General features: G+C 56.6%; 13 protein-coding genes. 7 read left to right on the plus strand and 6 right to left on the minus strand.

What is annotated here, in order from left to right; all coding sequences use genetic code 11:
• The first annotated feature begins 60 nt into the window (after nucleotides 1-60).
• From BUS12_RS37790 to BUS12_RS09575, 5 genes are all read left to right on the plus strand, one after another.
• Nucleotides 61-957 carry a helix-turn-helix transcriptional regulator gene (locus BUS12_RS37790; RefSeq protein WP_171991624.1) on the plus strand — a complete coding sequence of 299 codons (897 nt, stop codon included), beginning with the start codon at nucleotides 61-63 and terminating at the stop codon, nucleotides 955-957.
• Between the two features lie 106 nt (nucleotides 958-1,063).
• Complete coding sequence (locus BUS12_RS09555; RefSeq protein ID WP_074295463.1) at nucleotides 1,064-1,531, plus strand: nuclear transport factor 2 family protein; 468 nt, start codon at nucleotides 1,064-1,066, stop codon at nucleotides 1,529-1,531.
• A 553-nt stretch (nucleotides 1,532-2,084) separates the two neighbouring features.
• Nucleotides 2,085-2,720 carry a malonic semialdehyde reductase gene (locus BUS12_RS09565; protein ID WP_074295465.1) on the plus strand — a complete coding sequence of 212 codons (636 nt, stop codon included), beginning with the start codon at nucleotides 2,085-2,087 and terminating at the stop codon, nucleotides 2,718-2,720.
• Nucleotides 2,721-3,069: 349 nt separating this feature from the next.
• Entirely contained in the window at nucleotides 3,070-3,528 is a 459-nt protein-coding gene (locus BUS12_RS09570; protein WP_074295466.1) for a DUF3331 domain-containing protein, read from the plus strand.
• Nucleotides 3,521-5,827 (plus strand): FdhF/YdeP family oxidoreductase, encoded by a 2,307-nt coding sequence (locus BUS12_RS09575; RefSeq protein ID WP_074295467.1) that lies wholly within the window; start codon nucleotides 3,521-3,523, stop codon nucleotides 5,825-5,827. The genes BUS12_RS09570 and BUS12_RS09575 overlap by 8 nt, the downstream gene beginning before the upstream one ends.
• A 388-nt stretch (nucleotides 5,828-6,215) precedes the next feature.
• Here BUS12_RS09575 and BUS12_RS09580 read toward each other — a convergent pair whose 3' ends face one another.
• The 3 genes from BUS12_RS09580 to BUS12_RS09590 all read right to left on the minus strand — a co-directional run bounded on the left by BUS12_RS09580 (nucleotide 6,216) and on the right by BUS12_RS09590 (nucleotide 9,787).
• A complete protein-coding gene (locus BUS12_RS09580; protein ID WP_074295468.1) occupies nucleotides 6,216-7,331 on the minus strand; it encodes a porin in 1,116 nt (371 codons plus the stop codon).
• Nucleotides 7,332-7,397: 66 nt separating this feature from the next.
• Nucleotides 7,398-8,753: an MFS transporter gene (locus tag BUS12_RS09585; RefSeq protein WP_074295469.1), complete on the minus strand. Its 1,356-nt coding sequence runs from the start codon at nucleotides 8,751-8,753 to the stop codon at nucleotides 7,398-7,400.
• A gap of 569 nt (nucleotides 8,754-9,322) precedes the next feature.
• On the minus strand, nucleotides 9,323-9,787 hold the full coding sequence (locus BUS12_RS09590; protein WP_074295470.1) for a MarR family winged helix-turn-helix transcriptional regulator: 465 nt from the start codon (nucleotides 9,785-9,787) through the stop codon (nucleotides 9,323-9,325).
• Between the two features lie 586 nt (nucleotides 9,788-10,373).
• Here BUS12_RS09590 and BUS12_RS09595 point away from each other — a divergent pair.
• Together BUS12_RS09595 and BUS12_RS09600 are read left to right on the plus strand one after the other, a co-directional pair.
• Nucleotides 10,374-11,357, plus strand: a complete 984-nt coding sequence (locus BUS12_RS09595) for a dihydrodipicolinate synthase family protein (RefSeq protein WP_074295471.1) — start codon at nucleotides 10,374-10,376, stop codon at nucleotides 11,355-11,357.
• 59 nt (nucleotides 11,358-11,416) lie between these two features.
• Nucleotides 11,417-12,814 (plus strand): MFS transporter, encoded by a 1,398-nt coding sequence (locus tag BUS12_RS09600; RefSeq protein WP_074297312.1) that lies wholly within the window; start codon nucleotides 11,417-11,419, stop codon nucleotides 12,812-12,814.
• Between the two features lie 123 nt (nucleotides 12,815-12,937).
• Here BUS12_RS09600 and BUS12_RS09605 read toward each other — a convergent pair whose 3' ends face one another.
• From BUS12_RS09605 to BUS12_RS09615, 3 genes are all read right to left on the minus strand, one after another.
• On the minus strand, nucleotides 12,938-13,573 hold the full coding sequence (locus tag BUS12_RS09605; RefSeq protein WP_074295472.1) for a malonic semialdehyde reductase: 636 nt from the start codon (nucleotides 13,571-13,573) through the stop codon (nucleotides 12,938-12,940).
• 184 nt (nucleotides 13,574-13,757) lie between these two features.
• Nucleotides 13,758-14,723, minus strand: coding sequence for an alpha/beta hydrolase (locus tag BUS12_RS09610; RefSeq protein ID WP_074295473.1), 966 nt, complete (start codon nucleotides 14,721-14,723; stop codon nucleotides 13,758-13,760).
• Nucleotides 14,724-15,405: 682 nt separating this feature from the next.
• Nucleotides 15,406-16,515, minus strand: coding sequence for a Gfo/Idh/MocA family protein (locus tag BUS12_RS09615; RefSeq protein WP_074295474.1), 1,110 nt, complete (start codon nucleotides 16,513-16,515; stop codon nucleotides 15,406-15,408).
• Nucleotides 16,516-16,654: the final 139 nt, after the last annotated feature.

Here is a 16,654-nt window from a genome sequence, read left to right on the forward strand (position 1 = left end):
TACTGGTCCGCCAAACGGGGCCGTGTCTTGGTGATAACTCTTAGACTAAGGAAGAAGCCTGTGGGGTTACTAAAATACGGAGTAAGAAAATATCCGGCGACATCGGCATTGCTGGCTTCTTCTGCGAGCCTCGGCTGGTCAACACTATCCGCGGAACTTCGAGCTCATGGCGCATGTGAAACGCCGACGATCGTTGCACAACACGTTGAAATTTGCCTGGTTATTGCCGGCAACAAAAACAGTCTCGTAAGGCGGAACGAGGCCGGGCTTCGTCAAGAGGCGATAGCGAACACCGGCGCTATCTGGTTGAGCCCAGCTGGGGTTAGTAAGAATATGGTGATAAATGCGCCTGTCCCCCAAACAATGCATCTTTACTTGCCTGCTACCTTGTTTGATCAACTGGAACACGATTTTAACCTTCCGGTCGCGCCGGCCCGCACGATCCGCCACCTAGCGGGTATCCGCGATAATGTGATCGAGCAGATAGGACGTTCAATTATATCGGAACTCGACAACCCGACGCCCGTCGCGCGCATGTACGTAGAAACTGCCTCACTGATGCTGGCTGCGAGACTGCTTCAAAAGCATTCGGACGCCGAGGCGTACACGTCCCTTGAATCTTCAACGCATGATCTTGATCGTAATCGGCTCCGCCACGTCCTCGAGTATGTTGCAGCAAACATTAAAAATAACATCACTCTTACGGATCTCGCCGCAATCGCAGGTTACAGCCCATTTCATTTTGCGCGTAAGTTCACGCTCGCCATGGGTATTCCGCCGCACAGTTATATAAGCCGTATGCGGCTGGAGAACGCGATGGCGGAATTGGCGTCAGGCAAATTACCGCTTGCGGAAATCGCGCACAATGCACATTTCTCCTCGCAGGCCAGTTTTACGCGAGCGTTTCATCGCGTAACCGGCATGACACCAAAGGAGTACCAGCGCCGTCGACGCTAGCAAGCACGGTAAAAATATCCGCAAGTACGGGAAAGACGGGGCCGTATCCTCGATGCTATTGTCGTTACTGCAGTTGCGGCAATCCACTACTTTGACGGAGAACGAAATGAGCAACAGGACACCAGAGCAAGAGCGCAACGAACAGGTGGTCCGCCAGCTATACTATTTTGCTGAGGCGTCCTCCAAAGACACAGCGAAATTCATGTCGCTCTTTGCAGAAGGCGGCAGCTTCTACGATATCTCCGCGGGCAAGAAATACTATGGCGCCGACATAGGCCGAACGGTCGATATCTATGCGAGTGCCTTTCCCGATATGCACCGAGAACTCGGCAATTTCTATTTCTACGACAACGCTGTTATCGTTGAGCTATCGCTGAACGGTACCCATAACGGCGAACTCGCATTGCCGATCGGAACAATTCCCCCGACAGGAAAGAATATCCATGCGCCTTGTTGCGATGTCTTCCGGTTGACGGATGGCAAAGTCACTTCATTCGACTGTTATCTTGTGGCTTCAGTTCTTCTGGAGCAGCTTGGCGTGCTTGGAAATCTTGGAGCAGTCCTCAAGCATTGAGCGGGGCATTCGCGAAGTCCTCATCAGCAAGCCATCAACCGATCGCGACGGGGTTCGTGTCCGGGATAGCCTCGCGATCAAACTCGTCGATCTCATCATCATCAGGGCAGCCGACGGCGCAGACATGACCGACTCTTTCGCCGGTTCTGTCGTAGCAAGATAAGGTGGAAAAGTAAACGCAATGTGATAAGCATTACTTATGAAGTAATGCGAGTGAATCTGCTGTGCAGCGGACATCCGGATTTCCACCCAAGCACTTAAGCTGCCTTTTGGGTCAAGTGCATGACTTCAATGCCGCTCAAAGTGCTGCTGGATGACTCGCGTGACTATGTCCAGCGCGCCATCGCCGCAGACGTTGATGCACGGGTTGACGTCTGGATAGGGATGCCTCACGGATTCGCTGGCAGGATCGGCGTGTTGAAGGCCTCGGGAGAGGCTCTCCAGGCGATCGGTGTATTTCTCAGATTGTCGTGCCGAAGTGGGGAATTTGATCGTAGCCGCGTGAGCGAGCACGTCGTGCGAGTCAGTTGCGGCCTTCTGCCTTGGAGGATCTATGAGAAACGCTATAGAGGATGTTGGGCTCGACATTCTGTTTCGTGAGGCACGTACGTACAGCGCGTGGCTAAACGAGCCGGTGTCGGACGAAATCTTGCGTCAGGTTTACGACCTGATGAGATGGGCTCCCACCAGCGCCAACTGCAATCCCACACGGATCGTCTTCCTGCGCACCAAGGCGGCAAAGGAGAGGCTGTTGCCGGCACTCGCTCCTGGGAACGTGGACAAGACCATGAGCGCCCCGGTGACAGCCATCATCGCTTGCGACCTGAAGTTCTATGAAAAGATGCCGCTGCTATTTCCGCACAATCCTGGCATGCGCGATCTCTTCGCCAATGCACCGGAACTAGTCGACGCTACGGCGAAACGCAACTCCAGTTTGCAAGGCGCCTACATGATTCTGGCTGCGCGTGCGTTAGGACTGGATTGCGGGCCGATGTCGGGGTTCGACAACGCGAAGGTCGACGAGGAATTCTTTGGTGCTGGTAAGAGCGAGCCGAATTCCACGCAAGAATTCTTTCCCGAAGGTCACATTAAATCGAACTTCCTTTGCAATCTCGGGTATGGCGATAAGTCAAAGTTGTTCGCGCGCGGGCCGCGCCTCGAATTCGATCAGGCCTGCACACTTTTGTAGATGTGTTCGTGGAACGCACGAAACCAAACTGCCGCGTGTTTTCGTGTCGACACTTGGCCGAGGCAACCTGACTCTGAGGGTGCACGGTGTCGAAAACCGATGAACTCGAAGCAGCCGTCGTGACCTGGTTAAATCAGCCGGCCCTGCTCTTCTGAACATCGAGGTAGACACAATGACACTCGTGATGCCGCCCAATATCGATTAGGGTCTGCGTACGGCATGGTCCTGTATTCAGCGAATGCCTTGTTGCAAGGCCAATCCGCCTACGTGTTCGCGATGATTCGCGAGAATCTATAAGGCTTGCCCGACTACCTGAGGCGCGCTTGCACATTGGCTCAAGCGAGGAACTATGGACGACACTGCAGACGATCAACGGTGGCTGCAAATGCTAGCCTTGCTTGGCCCAGTGTCGTCGCTGGCAGCCGTCAGAGATACCTCCCCCAACGGCGCCCATCAGACTCCTGCGGGGGTGGGTAGACGAAATCAGGATTCCGTACGAAATTCCACCCATGTCAAAATCCTGGAGCGGCTCTCACCCACCTCTATCGTGGTTAGCCTGGCCGACGCGACCTCAGGCCGGTATGGCGACCAGACCTGGGTGTTGCGCACAGCCCGCCGCAAAGGCTTTTGCCTGTTGAGCGGCGAGCCGTTCCTACCGGGCGATCCGGTCTATCGCGCGAACGCGCGGCGGCACAACATAACGATTGCCACCCTGGCTATATCGGTAGCGGCAATCGCACACCTGGAAGAAGATGTGTCCTTTCCGCTGCTCGATGGCGGATTAACATTGGAGATCGAAAATGGCTGAGCGTCGGGAAGTTGCTGGTATCAAGCGATACGACAGTCCTGCTGGCGGATGGGGAGCGTTGAACGCCACGGCGAAAGCGGTCAGACAGCAAATGGATGCGACTATCGCGCCGGTGACTCTACTGCGCACGAACCAGCCCGATGGTTTCGATTGTCCCGGTTGCGCATGGCCGGATAAAGAGCACAGATCGACCTTCCAGTTTTGCGAGAACGGTGCGAAGGCCGTGACATGGGAGGCGACAAAAAAGCGCGTGACGCCCGAATTCTTTGCGGCGCACACGGTGAGCTCACTACTCGACTGGTCCGATCACCATTTGGAAGACGAGGGACGCCTGACTCACCCGATGGCGTATGACCATGCCACGGATACCTATGTGCCGATAACATGGGAAGCGGCGTTCTCGCGTATCGGGCAGGTGCTGCGTTCGCTGCCGGATCCCAACATGGCCGAGTTCTACACATCGGGCCGGGCATCGAACGAAGCCGCGTTTCTCTATCAACTCTTCGCGCGCGAATTCGGCACCAACAACTTCCCCGACTGTTCAAACATGTGCCACGAGGCGACCAGCGTCGGCTTGCCTCAGTCAATCGGGATCGGCAAAGGTACCGTGTCACTCGACGATTTCGAGCACTGCGAATTGCTGATCGCGATGGGACACAATCCCGGCACCAATCATCCGCGCATGATGGGAACGTTGCACGAAATCGCTCGTCGGGGTGTGCCGATCATCGTGTTCAATCCGCTGCGGGAACGGGCGCTCGAGAGATTTGCCGATCCCCAGAGCGCGATGGAGATGGTGACGTTCGGCTCAACCGACATTGCGTCTTCGTACTATCAGGTCAAGGTGGGCGGCGACGCCGCCGCATTGAAGGGCATTCAGAAAGCCATCATGGCCCTCGACGACGAAGCCGGAGCCGACGGATCGGTTATCGACTACGAATTCATCAGCAGGCACACGAACGGTTACGATGCGGTCGTCGCCGATATCAAGGCGACGGCGTGGGAGGACATCGAAGCAAAGAGCGGGCTACCGCGCGACGCGCTGGAGGCGGTCGCGAAAGCTTACGTCAAGTCGAACGCGACCATCGTCACCTACGGAATGGGAATTACCCAGCACAACAAGGGAACGTCGAACGTCCAGCAGATTGCCAATCTGCTCTTCCTGCGCGGCAACTTCGGGAAGCCAGGCGCCGGTATCTGTCCATTGCGCGGCCATTCGAACGTCCAGGGCAATCGAACGGTCGGCATCACGGAGAAGCCGTCGAAGGACATGCTCGAACGCATCGAGCGCACTTATGGATTCGTGCCCCCGAAGGAACATGGCCACGACGCCGTGCGTACGATTCAGGCGATTGCCGAAGGAAAATCGAAAGTGCTGATGTGTCTGGGCGGCAACTTTTCGGTGGCACTTCCGGATTCCGGCGCAACGTTTGCAGCCATGCGCAAACTCGATCTGGCGATACACATCAATACGAAACTGAACCGCAATCATCTTCTGGTCGGCAAGGAGTCGATCCTGCTACCGTGCCTGGGTCGCACCGAACTGGACGAGCAGTCCGGTGGCGTGCAGGCGGTGACGGTCGAGGATTCGATGTCGATGGTTCACGCATCACGGGGCAAACTTCCGCCTGCGTCGGAGTATCTGCGCTCCGAGCCGGCGATCGTCGCCGGCATTGCGCAGGCGACGCTGACGAACAGTAACGTGCCTTGGCTAAAGTTGATCGCAGATTACGACCTGATCCGGGACGGGATCGAATCGGTATTCCCTGATTTTGCGCAGTACAACCAGCGTATCCGCCAGCCGGGTGGTTTCCGGCTCCCGCTGCCGCCGACGGAGCGGGTGTGGCCGACATTGTCCGGGAAGGCGGAATTCATACCGTTTGTCGGGCTGAACGTAGGGCCGGACCCAATGTCCGCCGATGTTCTCACGCTGACGACGCTGCGCAGCCACGATCAATACAACACGACGATCTACGGTCTGGACGACCGCTATCGCGGCGTGTTCGGGCGCCGGGACGTGATTTTCATGAACGAAGACGATATGGCCATGCACAATCTGGAGCACGGCGATCTGGTCGACGTGGAAACGGCGCTGGTGTACGACCGTACGTTCCGGCTTTCAGGGTTCACCGTGATTTCATACAACATCGCCCGCGGCTCGATCGGCGCTTACTACCCTGAAGCGAATGTCCTGGTCCCACTCGAGTACATCGACGAAGTAAGCGGCACGCCTTCATATAAATCCGTACCGGTCCGGATTTTCCGATCGTCCCAAGCAGGAGTCATGGGGCGAGCGTAGCGGCTGGCGGGTGAGCGTCGGGCGACGCGTGACTGTGATTTTGACGGCCATGCACGCTGTTCGAGAGTCTGACCGCACAGGTACAGATCCCGGCCAGCGTGCTTGGCGTGCGCTGGATGACCGCGGCGACGATTCAATACCCATATCACTACCGCCCGGGGAGCGGTTCAGCGCGAACGGTTTTTTGGTTACCGATTGCGGTTCCACCTATGCGGAATCGCTTAAAACGTCTGTAGCCGCAATCGCTAATCAAAAAACCTCTGCCTAATGTCGTATTCGATCTTTTCCGTGTCGCCCGTGTAACGCACGCGTGATGCGGCGCCATCAGCGATAGGGCTTCCCCTTGTTGATGGCGGCGAAAATTCCAGCGTAGCCTCTCTTCAAGAGGCTAAAACCTGTGCCGCAGCCCGACGGTTACCTCAAGCTGGCTGCGATTGCTCGACGCAGGAAGCGAGTACAACTGCGCGAACTGAGCGCCACCGCCTGCGCGTTGATACAACGTGACCAGAGAGATGTCCGTTGCCTTCGAGAGCAGGTACTGCACCCCAGCGTTGACCTGATGCCAGTGAGGCGAGCTGAGCGAATATCCGTATTCGCCGTGGGTATAGATATAGGCGAGCCCAAGAACCATAAAGGGCGTTGGGCGATATGTGCCGTTGACTTCGTAGTTGTCGATCCGCAGCGACTCTCCGTCTACGTAGTCGAATCTCGATGTGGTTGCAAGTGCGGCAATTGATAATTTATCGAACCCATATGATCCGCCTATGCCCGCGATGCGGTTTAGTGCCACGCCCGCATTGTCCTTCAGAGGACTGACCCGGAAAGTCGTCGCGTAGTCTCCGACAACCGCGCCGTTCGTGTTATCGGAAGAGTTGGGAGAGTTCAATTCCATGTAGGCCGCGCCGAGGCTAAGCTGGCCGATGTTGTAGCTCAGCCCGAAGCTGTATGCCCTATTGTCTGCGAAGCTACCGGCGTCGTTGCTTGCCCCATACAGCCCCGATAGCTGCACCCCAGCAAAAATTGGGCTTGAATACTTCACAGCGTTGTTGATGCGAAACGTGTCGAAGACGTTATCGGCGTCACCAATGTGTGCGCCAGTGTCAGCCCAAAGTACACTCGATTCATAAATTCGAAGTGCGTCTCCGAGCGGTGAATATTGACGCCCCAAGGTCAGGGTTCCCCACGCATTGTTGTTGAGTCCCACAAATGCCTGCCGGCCAAATTCGCGACCGCCCTGACCCAAAGAGCCGTCCAGAATGCTAAATCCATTCTCCAGGATGAATATTGCTGACGTCCCTCCTCCGAGATCCTCCGTGCCGCGAATCCCCCATCTGGACGGCTGCACCTGACCGCTAACCGCACTTACGATCGAATGGCCTCCTTCGTTGCTCACGTACGCGATGCCGCCGGAAATGAGTCCATACAAAGTTACAGACGATTGTGCGTTTGCATTGGCACAAGGCAGCAGCGCCGCAGCACACGCGGCAAAGATTGTCTTTTTCATAGTCCAAACCGTGAGTGTTGTGATTGTGGCTAACTTCCCGCTTGAGCCGGAAATCGAGGATTGATGTCACACAGGGGGCGCTTTGCGATTGGCATGATTCGTCGGCGCGGCCGTCAGTGCGCCAACGATTGACGCGCTAACAACAACGGCTGCGGCGAAGAGGAACATTACCGGGCCAAACGACGAGAGATGATTTTTGACGGCGCCGACGGCGACTGGTCCGACAAAGCCGCCGACGTTTCCGATGGTGTTAATGAGGCCGAGAACGCCGGCTGAAGCTGCTCCGGCAAACATCGAGGCAGGCAACGTCCAAAACACCGCACTCGCCGACAAGACACCTGCCGCACCAACAGACAGCGCTGCGAGAGCACCCATGGGTGAGTGAATCGCTCCAGCGGCGGCAAATCCTGCTGCTCCGACCAAGAAAGGAAGCACAATATGTAGCCGGCGCTCCCCCGTCTTGTCGGAGTGCCGACTTACTGCGTAGGTAGATATCCCCGAGACGAGATACGGGATGGCGGTAACAAAGCCGGTAGTGATGTCCGACGTGCTCCCAACTGCTTTCACGATCTGCGGCAGCCAGAACGTCACGCCGTATACGGCAAAGATGCTGCACCCGTAAGCGACGGCTAGCAGTAGCGTGCGCCTGTCTGTGAGCGCGCGACCTACGCCCGCGTGAACCTTGGCGGCTCCCTCGGTGGCGAGACGTGCCTCAAGCCAACTGCTCTGCTCGGGCGTAAGCCATTTTGCATCTCGCGGGCGGTCCGGCAGCAAGAAAAAGACGGCGAACCCGATAATCACGGACGGTACACCTTCCAGCACGAAAAGCCACTGCCATCCACGCAACGCGAGCGTTCCGTCCAAGCCCATCAGAAGACCTGACACTGGGGCGCCTATGACAACTGCGATAGGAATTCCAAGCGCGAAAATCGCTATTGCGCGTGCTCGCTCGCGCTCTGGAAACCATTGAGCGATGTAGAACGTCACTCCGGGGACGAAACCGGCTTCCGCAAGTCCCAGCAGAAGTCTGAGAGCGTAGAAGGAAGTTGGCCCTTGAACAAACATCATGGCAGAGGCAACCACCCCCCACGAAACCATAATGCGAGCGAGCCACAGCCGTGCGCCAACACGGGCCTGCACAAGTATGCTGGGGACTTCGAACAGCGTGTACGGAATGAAGAAGATTCCGGCAGCAAGACCAAATACCTCTGGGCCAAAAGACAGGTCGTGATTCATTTGTATTGCAGCAAATCCGACGTTCACACGATCAAGAAAGGCCGCGACAAACATGGTGCAAATCAGGGGTAAAAGTCGTCTTCGGACGATGCGCACCGTCGAGCGCTCGACTTGGGATGTCTGCATTTGAGCCTGTTCTTCCGCAAATTGGTTTTTAAGGAAACGTGGACCCAGTCCGCCGCTCATACACATAAGCTTCCATACAGATATAATTAGTTAACCTAAATACTGGATAACTAACAATATGAAGCGATCGACCGCCGCGTATGCCGGCGCAGCCTCCGATACCTGATGCAAACGTACGCGGCGATCTTCCCAACACGCTATACAAAAGACGACACTTCAAGGCAACGCAAGGTCACGTCGCTTTGTGCGCGTAGTCTGGACCGCAAAGCGGTGCTCGACGGGACGCCACTGCCTCCATCCCTCAGTCAGGGTCTACCGCTCGCGCACACAATTGAGATGGCGGTCCGTCCATTCGCCTGATCATTTATTTGCAATTGCAAACATAACTGATTGTAACGAAGCTCAAATTCTGCGCACCTAAGTGGTTTCCCCTACGTGTCGCAAAATAAAGGTATCGCCATGCTCCTGCCACTAAAGGACGAGCACGAAAGAGACCACTGGATGGATTCGAATAGCACGCGGATTCGGCGGCAAGGGCTCAGGGCAGGCCGGAGGCGCCGCAGTGTGGAGAAAGTTGCCTACAAATATCGCAGTCGGATCTTCTTGTATGACAGCCCGAATCGACTGCGCTACTTCTCGAGAGTAGGTTTCGCGTGAACAGCGACAGACGCAATATTTTCGTGAACCTGAGTAAGCAGACGCTTAAGGATGACCGCCTCTTCGGGCGAAATGTGCGCCAACGCAATGCGCTCGTAGAGCTCCGCGAGCGGGACAATTTTCCACGCCAGGTCGCGCGCTTTCTCCGTGAGCGTCACAGATACCGCACGCGCATCGTCCGGGGCTACGGTTCTGCGCAAAAGCTCGCGCTTTTCCATGGAGGTAACGAGGCGCGACAGTGTGGATACCTCGATGGACGTATGGTCGGACAGAGCAGTTACTCTTTGGCCGTCCTGATGCAGCAATGAGGCCAATACCCGCCACATCGGGAGATTGATATCGAACGCAGCCAGTTGGTCCGAAAATGCCTGTCCGATTCCTACCCCCGCTCGATTCAGGAGATACGGTAATGCACTCTCCAGATCGAATCGCTTCATTCCATATCTCCTGTCGCTAGCAATTTTCACCGGCCAGAGTCTAGCAACTTGTGTTGGCATTGTCTGACTAATATGCGGCGTTGATCGCCAGCAAATTGAGTTTTGGGCGCTTCGAGGCAACCTGCCCAGCCGCTCGGCATACTGCCGACGATAGGCGAGACCGGCCGCTAGTTTGACCGTACACAAATTTGCAAATGCAGTTGGTCTTCACGTGGCGAGCTTCCCTGTTTCGTAAGCCAGCGTCATCAGTCCGCTCCTCTGCGCGCTGCATCAATGCTGCGAGGGCTCCACGGAGAGTCTTTGTCTTTCCTCGCAGATAGCGGCCGCCGCCCACCGCTTCGACAGCAGCACCCAGTCGCGTGAGTGCTGCTACCCCCCATCGTAGCGTGTCAGTCAGCGTTTTTCCGTCTTCCCTTCTTGCCGGGGCTCCGCAAAGCGGGTAAACACTGGCCAGATATTATTTGTATTTGCAAATAATATCTGGCTAACTTGAGGTGTCAATGGCCTCAAGCAAAAGAACCATGAGTTGCCACCTTTGACGGGCGAGACATTCGTTTCTTCACGGGCGTTCTACGGAGGAGTAGCTGTGCATCCACTCGCTAGGCGTTACTACACCGCATTGGTGTTGCCCACCAACTCCGATTTCACTATCGACGAAGGCGGCCTTCGCCGCCTCACCCGCTACTTCATGCAGCCAGGTTTCCGTGAGGTTGGCGGCTTGATCGTGAATCCTGAGGCAGGTGAAATTTTCTACCTTGATCGTGCTGAAAAGCGTCGAGCAATTGAGATCGTCCTGGACGAAGCAAACGGCGAAATTCCCGTTTTCGCGGGTCTATACGGCTCGTCGACGTCTGATTTACTGAACGTCACACGCGACGCGAAAGCTATGGGCGTGGACGGTATTTTTGTCATCCCGCCGGGTGGGGCGATGGACATCACGTATAGCTGGGATGCAAACAAGTACCCTGAAGTGTGGCTCGATCAGATAAAGGAACAAGATGCAGCGGTCGACCTGCCGATCCTCACACACCCAGTTGCCCCACCCTCTCCCAAATTTGGCGTTGGCCTACCGCTCGAGCCGACACTCAAGATCTGTCGCGAGGTACCCAACATCATCGGCTGGAAAATGACCTACAGCTACGATGGCTATCGGGTCATCGCACGGGCTCTGCGCGAGCAAACGAGCGTCGGCATTATGGGTGCGCCGGCGCACTTCTTCCACGAAGCCCAGGCAACAGGCCAGATGGATGGCACGGTCTCCGGTTGCTGGTGCTATGCCATGGAACCAATGCTCGAACACCTTGATGCATGGAAGCGTGGAGACCTGGAGCAGGCTCGGCAAATTTGGGATTCGGGTCTAGCCGCACTGCATGAGTACATCTTTTCCGAGTGGGGGCGCGTCCACGTGCGATACAAGGTGGCGAGTTGGCTTCGCGGATTGACGTCGCATCCCCGCATGCGCCCGCCGATGCCTGAACCTCGTCAGGAAGAGATCTCCACCATCAGGCAACTGCTGACCGCCTTGAATTTGCCGCTTGTTGGCGACGTGAAGGCAAGACAGTCTGCCTGATCTTGCCGGCTTCGGCAGCCGACCCGGTCGGCTGCATCCTCCTATTTCAAGAAGAAACCATGGGCATCCCATCAGCTCCTCCTCAACTCAGTCAACGCGCGATTACGTCGACGGACATCGTGTCACGACTTGAGCGTATCCCGACGTCCGGATGGCACGTTCGTACACGCGCGATCGTCGGAATTGCGACGTTCTTCGATGCCTTCGATGCGTTGACACTGGCATTCGTCTTGCCGTCTCTAATTCGCACGTGGCATCTTCTCCCAGGCCAGGCGGCCTTGTTACTCTCTGCCGGGTTTCTTGGCCAACTTGTCGGCGCCTTCAGCTTCGGGGGCTTAGCGGAAAGATATGGCCGAATCCCGACACTCGTCCTGAGCGTCGCTATATTTTCGTTCGCAAGTCTATTGTGCGCAGCTGCCAACGGATTTGCCATGTTACTCGTCTTTCGCGCTGTCCAAGGAGTCGGACTAGGTGGCGAAGTGCCGGTCGCGGCCACCTACATCAACGAGCTGACCAAGTCGCACGGGCGTGGAAGATTTATCCTTCTTTACGAAATCATCTTCCCCGTAGGTCTCGTTTTTGCCGGGTTGCTCGGAACGTGGATCGTCCCCACGTTTGGATGGCGCTACATGTTCCTGATTGGTGCCCTACCCGCGATCCCAACCCTTCTGATGACACGTCTTTTGCCGGAATCGCCACGCTGGCTACTGGCAAAAGGCAAGCTCACCGAGGCTCAAAAAGTCGTCGAGAAAATCGAAACGGCCGTCTCAAAGAATGGGGCGCGCCCTCTGCCTCCGGTTCGCCCGCTTGAAACCGTCGTCGCTCAACCGCCCACTCACGGGAGGAAGCGTTTTGGCGCAGAACTGTTTTCCCCCTTCTACAGGTGGCGAACTCTGGTGATCTGGATGCTCTGGTTCTGCTCCGCATTTGTTGTGTACGGGCTCGTCAGTTGGCTTCCCACGATTTATTCCACCGTGTTTCACGTCCCGCTACGAGATGCCCTACTCTTTAGTCTTACGGCCAATCTTGCAGGACTGGTGGGGACACTGGCATGTGCGCTGCTTATTGATCGAACAGGACGCAGGCCGTGGTTCGTCGCTGCCTTCATTTGTGCGGGGTGTTCCCTTGCTGCGTTGGCAACGCATGCGAATTCGCTATCCGCCGTCGTTGCTATCGCGTCAATCAGTTATTTCTTCGTCAACAGCACGGCCCTTGCGCTTTATGTTTATACACCGGAGTGTTACCCAACAAGAATTCGCGCGTTAGGCACAAGCATCGGTACAGGTTGGCAACGGATAGCGTCCATCTTTAGCCCCTTGATTGTCGGAAGCTTGCTAATGAACAGCGCCGTGTCGGCTGTGTTTTGGCTCTATTGTGCTGCCGCAGTGGCCGGTGCGATTGTGTCGCTTTTCACAACGGAGACAGCTGGCAGGACTCTTGAAGAGCTATCCCCGTGACGGGGTCGCTCATCTGCAATATGACCTGAAACCTCGCGACCGTTAGTTTGAAGGTGCGCAATTCGGACCAGATTTCGGCAGGGCCACGTGTGGAGTTTGGTTTCGCGCGGCCGCTGAACAAATCTATAAAAGTGTGCAGGCCTGGTCGAATTCGAGGCGCGGCGCGCGCGCGAACAGCTTTGACTTATCGCCATACCCGAGATTGCAAAGGAAGTTCGATTTAATGTGACCTTCGGGAAAGAATTCTTGCGTGGAATTCGGCTCGCTCTTACCAGCACCAAAGAATTCCTCGTCGACCTTCGCGTTGTCGAACCCCGACATCGGCCCGCAATCTAGCCCTAACGCACGCGCAGCCAGAATCATGTAAGCGCCTTGCAAACTGGAGTTGCGTTTCGCCGTAGCGTCGACTAGTTCCGGTGCATTGGCGAAGAGATCACGCATGCCAGGATCGTGTGGCAATAGCTGCGGCAACTTCTCGTAGAATTTCAGGTCGTGAGCGACGATGGCTGTCACCGGGGCGCTCATCATCTTGTCCACGTTCCCGGGAGCAAGCGCCGGCAACAGCCTCTCCTTTGCCTCTTTGGTGCGTAAAAAAAGGATCCGCGCAGGATTGCCGTTGGCGCTGGTGGGGGCCCATCTCATCAGGTTGTAAACCTGACGCAAGATTTCGTCCGACACCGGCTCGTTCAGCCACGCTCTGTATGAACGTGCCTCACGAAACAGAATGTCGAGGCCAACATCGTCTATAGCGTTTCTCATAAATCCTCCAGGGCAGAAGGCCGCAACTGACTCGCACGACGTGCTCGCTCACGCGGCTACGATCAAACTCCTCACTTCGGCACGACAATCCTTTTGCCGCGTTGCTAGCGACCGCGGGAGCCGGTTGTGTGTTGGCGGTCAGCGTTATCACGCCGCTTTGTCTACCTGCCGTGTCATTCTGAGCCTACGATCGGATCACCGATTGCAGCTTCTCGCCAAGAAATACACCGATGGCCTGGAGAGCCTCTCCCGAGGCCTTCAACACTCCGATCCTGCCGGCGAATCCGTGTGGCATACCCATCCAGACATCGACCCGTGCATCGACACCTGCAGCGATGGCGCGCTGAACATAGTCACGTGAGTCATCCAGAAGCACTTCATCGTCTCCCACGTGAACGCGAACGGGAGGCAAACCGGTCAACGGTGCATGAAGCGGCGAAGCGTGGGGATGTTTGGGATCCGCGCCACGCAGGTAGGAATGCACAAGCTCAGACACTTGCGCGCGGGTAAAAAGCGGATCGGCATCCGCGCGTGTCTCGTATGTCGCACCCGAGAGCGTCAGATCGGTAACGGGTGACAATGCAACCACTCCAGCAAGTGTCGCCTTCGCAGAGACGTCGTTGCCAGCAAGGCGCGATGCGAGAACCAGGGCGAGGTTGCCGCCAGCCGAGTCCCCAGTTACGGCAATCCGGGAAATGTTCCTTTCATCGAGTCCGAGATAACAGGCCAGCACATCATCAACGGCTGCAGGGAACGGATGCTCAGGAGCCAGCCGATAGTCCGGAACAAAGGCCCGCACTCCGCTCCTCGCCGCGATATGCGCGACGAGATGGCGGAATGCGTTCGCGGAGCCGAAGTTAAACCATCCTCCATGCAGATGGATGATCGCCTCGTCCGGCCGACAGTGCGCAGGAGTCACCCAGATCCCATGGATGCCGCCCACCGTGTCGTGTTCGAACGTTACATCGTCGCGTGGCAAAACACTTTCCATCATGGCATCGAAAGCCCCGCGCGCTTCGATCCCCAACTTCATACCTTTGGTGGAACTGGCTCCGGCTCGCATCGCCTCGGTGATCTTCGCGTCTTCAGGATCGAGTCGATGCGTCACGACAGAAGCGCTTGACGTACCGTTGGTGGGTGAATTTTCCATTGTTAGTTCCTTTAATTTCCGCGGCTGTCACGTTGCTGCGGCCAAGGTGTCGTACTGCTGAACGCTTTTAGTAACGTAGCGGTACGACCCGCCACAGACAGCTATTAGCTGATGGTGGAAGCGCCTCCACCGAGCCCCCTTCGCAGCGAACGAGAGTCATCTCGCTCAAGGAACCACTCAATGAAAGGCACATCGGTGTACGAGGATAAGGAACGCTTTGAAGGGCCCACCGCCAGCAGCCATAGGTATTCCAACATGCGATCCCGCTGGCAGTCACGTTGGCGAGCTATGCGTCCAGAGGCACAACTACCTTGCTACCGACTTCTATGCTCCGCTAACGCAAACCGATGGGTCGCGTCTCGCCGCGAAATCGAACCCGGTCCTGCAGCGTTCCTGCCAAGGCGCGTACATCCATGCACTCCGCGTGGCCGCTAAATGTCGGCTCACATGCCAATTCGGCGAGCGCCAATTTCCACACGACTCGACCTTCGTCGGATAATAGAATGACCGCGAGGGCGTGCATATGTCCTGAATTGCAAAGCAACGTTGCGCGCGGTAGAACGCCCACCATTCACAAGAATCGGCCGATGGGCTACATCAATGACCTTCAACTCTACCCGTACAAATGCAGCGCCGGATGTGCAGAACAATCGGATAAGCACGATCGCCTACCCTCCGGTGGTCAACCGATTCGAATTCGCCTACCGATCTGGTCCGACCGCTCAATGGCATCAACAACCTCGTGAAGGGCTACCGCATCATTGAAATCGGGAGCCGTGCGGGTGTCGTGACGCAAATCCTCGGCCAGCAATCGATAAATGCCGGCGACGTTGCGCGCCGCGACCGCGTCCTCAAAACCGAACTCGTATGGTTTCGGAACTTCGAGTTCACTCCATCCATCCTGCTTCTTGCGTGCTGCCTCAACGCGTAACGGCGAGATGTTGATCACGGGAACCGCGTCGAACGTCGCCGAGATACGCAGATCTCCTTCGGTACCATTGATCTCCCACAGCAATCCCGTACCGCGCGGCAGGCCGCCCCGAAGCTGCAGCGACAACGGCGCGCCCGACTGCAACACGGCGTTGAACATGACCTGGTCATGCGTCTTCATCGGGATCGTGTCCCCGGTCTCGACGATTCGCACGGTCTGCCGACGCTGCGACAGCACCGCCCCCACTTCGGCTATCGGGCCAAGCACGCTTTGCACGGCAGCAATGGCATGTCCGCCAATAATCGAAAGCATGGTTGCACCGTTACGCGAATCCATTGCGTAGGCGTCGCCGTGAGTGATCTCGTCACCCCAGGTGAATCCGGCGCCAATGTACGTCGACGACAGCACCTCACCAACGTATCCGTCGGCAACCAGCTTGCGCACGAGTTCGACCTCGGGAGATACGATGGCCTGCGTTCCCACGACCGTCCGTACGTTATTCTCATTGGCAAGCCGCGCAAGCTCGATCGCTTCCGCAAGGCCATTTCCCAACGGCCATTCACAGTAGACAGCCTTGCCCGTCCCCAAAGCCGCTGTGACGACTTCCCGGTGGTAAGGAACCTTTACCGTGACGATCACGACATCTATGTCGGGCGAGGCAATGAGTTCCGCCACGCTCTCGAAGGCGCACGGAATGTCATAGGCAGCCGCAGCAGACTTGGCGCTCGCGAGACTGGTGTTGGCGACTCCGGCGATCTCGTACACGTCGGACAGGGCACGCAAGGCCGGAATGTGCGCGGTAGAGGCCCAGCCACGCTCCGCGCTCAGACCGACGATACCCACTCGAAAACGTTTTGTCATTACTTCCTCAAAATCGTTTAGTAGCTTGCATTTTGACTATGGGAAAGCGCCAAGCGCATCCGACGCCTGAACTCCTTCAAACGAAGGTCTTTCTCGCATCACGATACTGCCATTCGTGCCATTCCTGCCGTTATGCACA

It is taken from the genome of Paraburkholderia phenazinium, from assembly GCF_900142845.1.
GTDB classification, from domain to species: Bacteria; Pseudomonadota; Gammaproteobacteria; order Burkholderiales; family Burkholderiaceae; genus Paraburkholderia; species Paraburkholderia phenazinium_A.